This window comes from Catenibacterium sp. co_0103 (assembly GCF_004168205.1).
GTDB classification, from domain to species: Bacteria; Bacillota_I; Bacilli_A; order Erysipelotrichales; family Coprobacillaceae; genus Catenibacterium; species Catenibacterium mitsuoka_A.
This window is the reverse complement of the sequence record NZ_RCYB01000156.1, coordinates 1-2696: the sequence shown is the minus strand read 5'-3', so window position 1 is coordinate 2696 and position 2696 is coordinate 1. Positions and strand designations below refer to the sequence as shown.

The following is a 2696-nucleotide window of genomic DNA, read 5'->3' as shown; positions in this document are numbered from 1 at the left end:
TCGTTAGATTTAGATATTTCTGAAATAGACTTCTAGACTATAAAGAAATAAGGGGTGAGATTCACCCCTTACTGCGTGATAATTAAAATTTAGGAAACCCCTAGTTATTTTAAATTACCATAATTAAAATATAGGAAACCCCTAGTTATTTTAAATTACCATAAGTTCTATTTAGTTTTCGTAAGATACTGTTACGTTAGTTAAAGCATCCTTTAATACTTTTGTATTAGGATCACCCTTTGCATTTTCATCAACATCTGAGTAAGTAATAATTTTTGCTTTACCATCTTTAACATCTTTGAATACTTTTTCGTAATCTTTCTTTGTGAATTTCTTTAATCTTGAGAAATCAGTTGAAAGACCAATGTAGTCACCTTCTGCACCTAATACATGAGCGCCACCTTCAAACTTATCATTGAAAGCATTTGTGATTTCGTCTAATACAGTCTGTTTAACCCCCTTCATAGCTGAAGTGATAACAGTCTTAGAATCATCTTTCTGGTCACTATCTACACCGATAGACTTTTTGTTTGTATCTTCTGCAGCAGCGAAGATAGAGTTACAAATCTGTCCACCACAAGCAAAGATTACATCAGTACCACCATTGTACCATCCAGTAGCTTTAGTCTTAATTTCTGGTGATTCATTGAATGTACCTGTGTAAGTATATTTTGCAGAAACTTTAATATTTAATTCTTTTGCAGCGTCGTTAGCACCCTGTAAATAACCATAACCATAGTTAATTACTGCAGGAAGTGCCATACCACCCATGAAGCCAATCTTTGTGTAGCCTTCTTTTACAGCAGCATAACCAGCTAAATAACCAGGCTGCTGTTCTTTATAAGTTGCGCAGTAAACATTATCTGCAACATCTACAGCGTTATCTTTTTCATCAGTAGGTGTGAAGTCGATCGCAACGAACTTAACATCCTTGTATTTTTCTTGATTCTGGATTGTACCTAATGCAGCAGCAAATTTGAAACCTGGTAAAACAACGACTTTTGCACCATTGTCAACAGCGTTCTTGATTTGATCCTTATAACCAGCAGTATCGAATGAAGCAGGTTTATAATACTTATAACCCTTATCATTTTTAGTTCCATACTCTTTTACTGCTTCCCATGCTGACTGGTTAAACGACTTATCGTTAATTCCTCCTGAGTCAGTAATCAAAGCGATTTCTGGTTTTTTTGTGTTCTTTTTAGAACTAGAACCGCAGCCAACGAGTACCATTGAAAGTACTACAGCAGATGCCATAAGCTTTTTCATATTATTCAATTCCTCCTTTTGATATACATTAATCTTAACACATTATTGCTACTTTATAAAGTGTTAAAGCTCAATTAATCAAAAAAGGGGCTGTAACGAATAGATAGATAATATGAAATGACCTCCTAGTTGTCAAAACGTGGATTTAAACTCATAATAAGAATAGAAAACAAAAAGTGAGTTGTTACCATAACGACAATAGGAGGTCACTATGAAAAGTATAATTTATATTGGAATGGATGTCCATAAGAAGACATACAGTTTATGTGCATTATTGAAAGAAACTGGTGAGATTATTGGTGAAACTAAGATTCCTGCAGATGTCAGTCTTATCATCAAGTTCATTGAGAACGCCAAGAAATCAGTTGACAGTGATGATGTTCAGATCAAGACAGGCTATGAAGCAGGATGCCTTGGCTATTCTCTTTACTGGCAGTTAGCTGGTACTACGTCAAGAAAAAGTACCAGTCAAACTGAAATTTCTTTACTAATTCAATTACTCTTTACATAACTTTTTTCATATTGATTTGGACTTTGATAATTACAGTGACTATGTATTCTTACTGTGTTATAAAATGTCTCTATATATTCAAATATTAACTTATATGCATCTTCATAATTCTGAATTTTATACTGATTTAACCACTCCCTTTTTATTAATGAATGAAACGATTCTATACATGCATTGTCCCATGGACATGCTTTTTTCGAATAGCTTCGTTTCATTTTTTCTGTTATTTCCTTATACAGTTCACCTGTGAACTGTATTCCTCTATCACTATGTATAATTACTGGTTTTCTTATATTTCTTCGCTTCTGTGCTATCTTTATTGCTTCTAGTACTGATTCTGCTGTCATATCCTTTGTAAGCACCCATGATATGATTTTTCTTGAAAACAGGTCCATTACGCTTGTTAAATAAACAAAGCCATCATCATATGTCCATATATAAGTTATATCTGTACACCATGCTGCATCTGGCGATGCTGGATCAAAGTCTCTTTTTAAGATATTTCTTAATCTGTTAGAGAAGTTCTTTGATACTGTTGTTTTTGTCCATGGCTTTATGTAATGTGCTTTTATATGCATTTCATGCATATAATTTCCTACTGTTTTCTCCGATATCACATGTCCTTTTTTCTTGAGCTCTTCGGTTATTTTTGGTGCACCATAAATCTCGTGGCTTTCCTCATGTATTTTGCTGATTTCTTTTTTTACAGAATCCCTGCGCTTGCTGGATTCCGAGGGCTTTCTGCAGAGCCAGCTTTTAAATCCACTTCTCGATACACCAAGTATTTCAGTTATAGCTCTTAAAGAGACACGTCTGACATCTGCAGTTTCTTCCAGATACTCCTTGATAGCCTCATAAAGTACTTTTACTGGCTGCTTATAATGCTCATAGCTTTTTTTAATATTTCAACAGCATC

General features: G+C 34.2%; 3 protein-coding genes. 1 reads left to right on the top strand and 2 read right to left on the bottom strand.

The features are described 5' to 3' along the window. Positions 1-171: 171 nt before the first annotated feature. Positions 172-1269 (bottom strand): BMP family ABC transporter substrate-binding protein, encoded by a 1098-nt coding sequence (locus EAI80_RS12650; protein ID WP_129982323.1) that lies wholly within the window; start codon positions 1267-1269, stop codon positions 172-174. A gap of 211 nt (positions 1270-1480) precedes the next feature. On the opposite strand from EAI80_RS12650, the gene EAI80_RS12645 reads away from it, so the two are divergent. Beyond that, entirely contained in the window at positions 1481-1780 is a 300-nt protein-coding gene (locus EAI80_RS12645; RefSeq protein WP_129982322.1) for a hypothetical protein, read from the top strand. On the opposite strand, the gene EAI80_RS12640 is transcribed toward EAI80_RS12645, so the two are convergent. After that, entirely contained in the window at positions 1762-2616 is an 855-nt protein-coding gene (locus EAI80_RS12640; protein WP_129982321.1) for an IS3 family transposase, read from the bottom strand. The genes EAI80_RS12645 and EAI80_RS12640 overlap by 19 nt on opposite strands. Positions 2617-2696: the final 80 nt, after the last annotated feature.